Source organism: Oceanispirochaeta sp. (genome assembly GCF_027859075.1).
Classification (GTDB): Bacteria; Spirochaetota; Spirochaetia; order DSM-2461; family DSM-2461; genus Oceanispirochaeta.
Genome location: NZ_JAQIBL010000321.1, coordinates 1 through 7,517, shown reverse-complemented (window position 1 = coordinate 7,517; position 7,517 = coordinate 1). Strand labels below are relative to the sequence as shown.

At 41.4% G+C, this 7,517-nt stretch carries 6 protein-coding genes; 1 reads left to right on the top strand and 5 read right to left on the bottom strand.

Features of this window, described 5'->3' with window-relative positions; all coding sequences use genetic code 11:
- Positions 1-135: 135 nt before the first annotated feature.
- From PF479_RS18305 to PF479_RS18295, 3 genes are read right to left on the bottom strand one after another with little or no spacing between them, the layout of a single operon-like run.
- On the bottom strand, positions 136-1,413 hold the full coding sequence (locus tag PF479_RS18305; protein WP_298009782.1) for a hypothetical protein: 1,278 nt from the start codon (positions 1,411-1,413) through the stop codon (positions 136-138).
- A gap of 9 nt (positions 1,414-1,422) precedes the next feature.
- Positions 1,423-2,199 (bottom strand): outer membrane lipoprotein-sorting protein, encoded by a 777-nt coding sequence (locus tag PF479_RS18300; RefSeq protein ID WP_298009779.1) that lies wholly within the window; start codon positions 2,197-2,199, stop codon positions 1,423-1,425.
- Positions 2,192-4,387 (bottom strand): hypothetical protein, encoded by a 2,196-nt coding sequence (locus PF479_RS18295; RefSeq protein ID WP_298009776.1) that lies wholly within the window; start codon positions 4,385-4,387, stop codon positions 2,192-2,194. The genes PF479_RS18300 and PF479_RS18295 overlap by 8 nt, the downstream gene beginning before the upstream one ends.
- Positions 4,388-4,510: 123 nt before the next feature.
- Between PF479_RS18295 and PF479_RS18290 the strand changes: the two genes are divergently transcribed.
- Positions 4,511-4,921 carry an SRPBCC family protein gene (locus PF479_RS18290; RefSeq protein ID WP_298009773.1) on the top strand — a complete coding sequence of 137 codons (411 nt, stop codon included), beginning with the start codon at positions 4,511-4,513 and terminating at the stop codon, positions 4,919-4,921.
- Between the two features lie 111 nt (positions 4,922-5,032).
- On the opposite strand, the gene PF479_RS18285 is transcribed toward PF479_RS18290, so the two are convergent.
- Positions 5,033-6,286 carry an FprA family A-type flavoprotein gene (locus PF479_RS18285; RefSeq protein WP_298009768.1) on the bottom strand — a complete coding sequence of 418 codons (1,254 nt, stop codon included), beginning with the start codon at positions 6,284-6,286 and terminating at the stop codon, positions 5,033-5,035.
- Between the two features lie 655 nt (positions 6,287-6,941).
- A partial coding sequence (locus tag PF479_RS18280) for an SHOCT domain-containing protein (RefSeq protein ID WP_298009765.1) occupies positions 6,942-7,517 on the bottom strand: 576 nt, incomplete at its 5' end.

Sequence of the window (7,517 nt, the reverse complement as noted above, 5' to 3'; positions counted from 1 at the left end):
TTCTTAATCTGAGTGAGATTCATTTTTTCCAGAGCATTCAGAATTTTGAGATTGTCCTCCAGCATATAATTGGCTTCCAGGCGGAGGTAAAATAAAACTGATGATTTTTAGAATGGGCTCCCCAGTCCTTGATTTCTAATAACGGAAAAGCACTCTCAGATAGAAATTATCGTTGACAGGGTTTCGGCGCAGATCGAGATCAGGCGGATCTCCCAGGGTTATATCTGCCCCGGCATCAATACTCCAATAATCACTCAAGGCATAGCTTAATCGAGGCGTCAACAGTATATCCGGTGAGAAAAAGAAACCCACATTCAGTTGGGATTTCAGTTTTTCTCTTAAAAAACTCTTTTCAAAGTGTCCCACCAGAAATGCAATTTGCTCGTAAGGCTGATTGTGAAAGTTCTGAACCTCTCCTGCCAGATAATCCGCGGCATCCGGATCAATTCCAGGAGAATAACGGTTGTAATTGAAGAAATAGGAGTAGACCAGGCTAAACTGACTGAGAATATCGCCGGGAAGATTGGCCAGGAGCTGAGTATTGAGAGTAATATCCGAGTACTGACCGCCCAAATCCTTTCCATCCAGATTCTCTGTAAGATTCAAAGCTAAATCCTGAGACAGTGTCGTATTTCCCAAATCCGTAGAATAGGCAGCTCCCATGGTCTGTTTCTTATGATAGACCGGTTTGATCACGGTGGACAGAGAAGAATCTGCTGCCGGAATAACAAAGTCGGGAGTCTGCTCAGTATACCAACCGTAAAAGAACTGCAGATCCACTCTCTCGCCGTAGTGGCTATAATTCAGAAAGAAGGAGTGAGGGTTCTCACTGATAAAAGGATCATCCCTCCATTGGATGACATCACTGGAGCCAGGCAGAACAACCGAGTCTGATTGTTCCTTGTCTGGACGTGGGATGGGAACATAGGTCAATTCAATACTGCTGTCAAAATTCGGAAAATACCGTATCTGCAGGAGAGGATCGGGGCGTCGGTTGTCAAAAGGATCATCAACGCTGAGGAGAATCCTGTTTGCACTGTGAAGGACATTCAGCGGGCCATAAACATCGGAATAACCATAGCTTACCAGCTTTTGTCCCAGAGTCAAATCAAAATTATCACTTTGAAAAAAAAGAAATGTCTCTCCTGGTATATCCCAGGGATCGATCATTTCCGGATCACCTGCAGGCTGGACCCAGAAGTTCGCCGTCACCTGCCATTCCAGGAGACCGCCCTCACTGGCACCGAACACTTTGGGACGCATAAAGGCCCGTTCCCGCAGAGTTTCATACCCTGTTGCCGGTTCGATTCCTCCATAATAATCGATGAAAGAAACAAATTGAAAATCCAGGGAGGATACTTGGAGGGTAAAGAGAAACAATAAGAGGAGAAGAAACAACTGCCTTTTCTTCATGATTTTTCCTTAATTGTTCTGGAGGAACCGGGGTGTAAAATATCTGTCTGGAATCTCATCGGTACTGACATCTGTCACACTCAAAATGGATTTATGCCCGGTCTGAACATTTTCCATTGTGATTTCAGTCGGATAGATATAGGGATACAGATCCAGGAAGTTTCCGGTAGTGTAAATTTTTAATAAATGATCGCTCAAGTCGTAAAAATCCCGTCTGATCATGAGATAATTATCTTTTCGATGATAAGATATTGTATATCCATACCCATGTTCCTGCCGGTCCCGGGGGTTTGCACCCCAGGCCTTGACGACATAGCAATCATTTCCTTCAATCACCTGATCTTCCAGCCTTTCAAATTCCAATTTATTGTAGGCATTGCTGATAAGGTCATTGTATGTAAAATCGCTTCCCATAAAATACCCTCCCCCCGAATTATCCAGGGCGATGCGCTTGATGCGTCGGACCGCAGGGAGATAAATCCACATATTGTTATCCCGCCCGTCAAAATAGGCATTTATAAGGAGTCCTGTTCCCCGGACTGTGGGAGGAAAATCAAAGATGAACAAACGGTTATTCTGAAATTCATCCACAGTCTGCTGGTACACCCGGGCCTGGATTTCACGGGTGTCACCACTCGTTGCTATCAATTGGACCTGAAATGAACCCTGAATAGTGGGAATAGCCAAAGATTTTGAAAAGCTGTCCAGAATTTCCTGCACACTCTGTGCCTGCAGCGTGATAGCCGTCAGAACAGTGATTACAAAAAGACAAATAATTTTACGCATTTATGCTCTCCTTTTTTAATCGTAAGGGCAGGATGATCAACGGTATCAAGTATAGACTCATGATAAAAGAAAGAACAAGGGAACTCAGGAGCAAAAAGCCCAAGATTCTTGCCCCGCTGAAGGAAGAGAGAAACAAGACGGAGAAGGACAGGACCGAGGTTGTAAAACTCAAAAAAATAGGAATCCCGCTGTATCCGATCACCCTGCGGAACCCCTGAGACAGTGTCTCCACTTCCTTAATCTGATCTAAAGCGATCAGGGTATGTATGCTGTAATCAATGACTAAACCGGTGATAATGGCTACAAAGATGATGGAAAAGGCATCAATGCTTATTCCGGCAATGCTGATAAGTCCGAAGGAGATGATCATGCTCACCACACCGGGAAGGAGGCTCAGGACGGCTAATCCAAGCTTTCGGTAATAGATCAGAACAGTCATAAAGATGAGCAGACTTCCGCTCAAAAATGAGAGAACCCAGTTATTCCTCAGATGAGTCTGCTCTACCACTAATTGGGCCGCCATCCCGTAATTTGAAAGAGACCAGCCCTCGGGGAGTCTTTTTTCAATCCCCTCCAGAAGACTGATAAAGCGGTTCAGATCCTCATGGTTTTGATAGTACAGCAGCCCTTTGATAGAGAAATAGCGGTATGAATTATCAAGGAGTGATTCATATTCCAGAGGATCCACACTGGAGGAATAGTAGAGCAGGTACTGCTCATTCAAGGCATCAAAAATATCATCAAACTCGGTACTGCTCAGAAATGACTCTTCAGAACCCATAAAATAGTAATTCATTCGTTTGAGAACTGTGAGCAGCGAGAAGGCATAACCCACATTGTTGTCATCAAATTCCTGATGGATTTCATTGAGTTTCAGGAGAGTATCTTTTTTAAGAAGGCCATTTGTCTCCCCCGTATCCACTTCAATAAAGAAGGGAAGTGTCCCGAAAAAATCATCATTAATGACCCGATCCGCTTTTTTAATTGTATTTTTTTCTGGAAGTTGCTGAATGGGATAAGGTTCTATGGACAGATTAAAGAGTTGACTGCCTCCCCAGAGTATGCCGGCAATGATCACCAGGAAAAAGATGAAACGGTATTTTGCAATTTGAACAAAAAGACGCCCCTGAGCCCGCTGAAACCCTGAAAACATTTGCTTCTGCTGAGCCGGGAATTCCAGATAATCAATCCAGAAAAAGACGGCGGTCCAGGTGAATACGACGGCAACAGCCATGATGCCTCCGAGTTGAAGGTGTCCTGAGCCGTTGATCAGGCTGAGAGAAAGAAACCCTGTAATCGTTGACAGAGCCGTGAGGCTGAGAGGAAAAATGAGAAGTTTACGCAGACTTTTATGACCATCACTGATGGGAGTATGAAAGCGATGATAGAAATAGTGAATGAAATAATCACTGAGAAGACCAATACAGAAGACTGGGATCAGAAGAATGAGCGGGCTGTCCTGTATTCCCAGGAATCGAAGAAATCCATAGGCAAAAACAATTGAAAGCACAATCAAAAACATCGATACAAGAACTGCTTTCAAGTTCCTGAATAATGAAAAAATAAGGATGGCCATGAGGAACAGAATGGGTATGAACAGAACAATATCTTTTGTGAGCAGTGATTCTGTTTCGGCAATTATGGGAGCCCGGCCTGTAAAGTCAAAGGGCATCTCATCTTTCCATTTTTGCTGCAGATTCTTCAGGTCCTGATGGATTCCCCGGGGATCGGTGTTATTACTGAAATAGATATAGAAAAGGGCAGTACCCAGATCACTGCTGATATAGGGTGACAGTTCGGGGAATTCAGGAATTTCTTTACTGAGATTTTTAAGGTATGCCTCGGTGACGAGAAGATTCTCTGCCGGGATTGCCCTGGACACGACAATATCATCCCCTTCCGAGATGACCCGTGAAACATTCAGGATGGACTCGATTTTTGTTACACCCTTCATCGAAATAAAATCATCCTGAAGAACTCGCATCCTGATGATATGTTCGGGATCAATAAAGCTTAAACCAGCATCTGAGAGCTGCAGAACAGCAATGGCCACATTTTTTTGTGGTAAAAGGAGCTCTCCCTCTTTTTCAGCATAGGTTTCAATTCCCGTTGACTTTTGTTGAGGAGAAAAAAGAAAAAAGACCGCAGTCAACACTCCTGTAATAAGGAGGAAGAATGATGATTTCATAATTAAAAACTTAATCGATAATACCCTGGCAATGCAATATTAGTTGAAAATTTACACTGGAATTCAGATCTGACCGGAAATATTAGCAAATATATTAATATTTTAATAAGGAGTAACAAACTGATGAATATTCAATCTAAAACTAGGATAAACAGTTCAAAAGAAAAAGTTTGGAAGCTTATAACTAATATAGAAAACTCAAATAACTTTATTAGAGGTATTGAAAAGGTAGAGATTCTGGAGCAGAAGGAGAATGAGCTGATTGGTCTGAAGTGGAAAGAGACAAGAACCATGTTCGGGCAGACTGCTACAGAAATAATGTGGATAACCGATGCCAGAGAAAATGAGTCTTATTCAACCAGGGCTGAAAGTCATGGAGAGTGTATGGTAAAGGTTTTCATACTTTTCATGAATCATGTTTCTGTCAAAATCCCTAAAACTATTTATTCATTTCACCAAGCTCTTTTTCTGAAAAATAGTGTTCAGTATCTGGGAAAAATACTTTGTCCTCTTGGTTTCATATTCTCCCCCTAACAATATTAAAATTGACATACAATATCAGGAAAATAAGACACAGCACAAAGAGAGTTAAGCCAACGGGAAAAACCCCGTCGGCATTCTAAATCAAAGATTCAATACTGCTTTTTATTTGAATCCCTGTTCTATGTGTTTCTTTTCAATTTCTTCGGATAAAACTTCCAGAGCTTTGAAATCATTTTCTAAAGGATAACCTTTGGTAAGAACCGGAGTTAAAACCTCAACCTTCAGATTGGGAATCATTCCAGCTAAGATCTCAACGGTTTTTCCTCCCCATCCATAAGAACCTATGATAGAGATAAACTTCGCTTTAGGACGCAGTGCATTCGCTAAATAGGCCCCGTAAACAACATTGGGATGCGGTCCGGAGAGAACGGTGGGTGTACCGATGACAATTGTTCCAGCATCAACAAGAGCGATTGCCAGCTTACCGATGTCTGTGACAGCAAGATTGAACAGCTCAACAGTAATACCTTTTTGAACAAGAGAAGACACAAGATAGTCAACCATTTTTTTTGTGCTGCCATGCATGGAAATATAGGGCAAAACAACCTTATTATGTGCGGGACTCCCCAACCAATCTTTATAGGCATCAATAATAAAGGATGGTTTTGGATAGAGAGGGCCATGACTGGGGGCTATGATGGAGAGATCCTTAGCAAGAACCTTATCTATATTTTTTATGATGATCTTGTTAAAAGGCATCATAATTTCGGCAAAATAACGTTTTGCGGCCTCATAAACACGCCCTTCATCTGTAACATAGACATCGGTTGTAGCGATATGAGAACCAAAGAAATCACAGCTGAATAGTATTTTATCCTCTCTAAGGTAGGCACACATGGTTTCCGGCCAGTGGACCCAGGGTGTATAGATGAATTCGAGTGTTTTATCCCCCAGAGAAAGGGTTTCTCCATCATCTACAGTGATGATTTTATCCTTAGAAATCAACAATAGATCAATAAGCATATCCTTTGCTTTGACACTTGTTATAAGCTTAGCCTCCGGATATTTTGCAAGTACTGATGGGATAGCTCCAGCGTGATCCTGTTCGGCGTGAAGTGACACAAGATAATCAAGTTTTTTAACTCCCTTTAGTTGATCTAATAAGACATCCTTGAATTCTGTTTCAACCGTATCAATGAGAACCGTCTTTTCACTTCCTTCAATAAGATAAGCGTTGTAACTTGTTCCATCAGGCAGGGGTATGAGCGAGTCAAAAAGACGGGCATCCCAGTCAAGAAACCCCAATAAAAAAACCTTGCCGGTTATCTTGCGTGCTTTCATAAAAACTCCTGGTATACCTAAGTAATTTACAGAACCAGTGTTATTTCTGTGTAGACTTAAGAACCTTTCTCTCATTCTAAGCTTTTATCTTCCGGCTTGAAAGATTTTAATAATAGTATACAAAATATATAACAGTGGATTAATAAAATGAGTAACATTATGAGCCCAATCATACCAAAATGAACTGGTATGATCATAAAGAAAACAAAACCTCAGCTAGCAGTGGATTTACTATAAATACGACCCCGGAACATTGGTCATTCAAACTAGGAAGAGAGTGATATCTTCTAATAAATAGAAGGTAACATAGAAAGCCTCCCTACATAAAAGTGGTGTTCATTGTGTTTCTATTGGATTCATAGAGATAGAGGGAAAAAAATCATATAGATGGACATTATTATATACAAGGAACAATATTTCCAGATCCGTTAAACCGAGAAAAGGCTTCTGAGTTAGCTTTGTTCAATTAGGACCTGAAAGAACGAAATTCTCCATATCCTGATAATGAAAGAAAGTTAAATTATTTCTCAAGTATAAATTCAGAAGTACTCCTGTGGTAGAAATACGTTCCAGTTGAGTACATTACATTGTCGTGAACTGTACATACGGTTTTATAACCTAGTCACTTGTGAAAGATAGGGTCGAAGAAGTTACCTTCAAGGTGCTGATAGATGAGAATACGCAGCAACAATTCTCAGAAAACTCCCTTAGTATCCGGGAGCACCTAAATTTACTTTAAGTCTTCTTTCATCTGTTGAAATTCTTCCCGAGAGATTTGCCCGTTCACATACCTGGTTTTAAGCAGGTTCAAAGTTGAACTACCAGAGGGATGGCGTTTCTTTAGAAGTAGGATGGTCACGATAACAATGGCGGTTAGTATAAAAAAACCAAGAATCCAAAACCAGGGACTCCAATACCCCATCATGCTGCCGGTATAATTCCCGCCATTTCTCCAACCTCCCATCATTCCGGAACCCATAAATTCCCTATTTAAGGAATCAAGATTTCCATCATTCTGTATATATTGAATTCCCAGGGAGCGATGAATAGAGGCAAGCTGTTCTGAACCGTCTCCACCCATCATCCGATCCATCCATTCGTGTCTCTGTACATTACCTATCAATTCCCCCATTACCGAATCGCCTAATTCTTCCAAAACTTTTGGATCCGCTTTTTTTACGTCAATTCCTTGGATCGATCCGGTGTTCTGGGTTTTTTCAAGTTCCCCAATAATCTCATCGATTCCTCGATTCTCATCCATATCCTGGGCAAATAGATACCAACCGTTCATAATGAGGAATATCCC

Excerpts from the sequence above, each read along its gene's own strand:
- PF479_RS18305 (WP_298009782.1), bottom strand. The coding sequence starts at position 1,413 with ATGAAGAAAAGGCAGTTGTTTCTTCTCCTCTTATTGTTTCTCTTTACC.
- PF479_RS18290 (WP_298009773.1), top strand. The coding sequence starts at position 4,511 with ATGAATATTCAATCTAAAACTAGGATAAACAGTTCAAAAGAAAAAGTT.
- PF479_RS18285 (WP_298009768.1), bottom strand. The coding sequence starts at position 6,286 with ATGAGAGAAAGGTTCTTAAGTCTACACAGAAATAACACTGGTTCTGTA.
- PF479_RS18300 (WP_298009779.1), bottom strand. The coding sequence starts at position 2,199 with ATGCGTAAAATTATTTGTCTTTTTGTAATCACTGTTCTGACGGCTATC.
- PF479_RS18295 (WP_298009776.1), bottom strand. The coding sequence starts at position 4,387 with ATGAAATCATCATTCTTCCTCCTTATTACAGGAGTGTTGACTGCGGTC.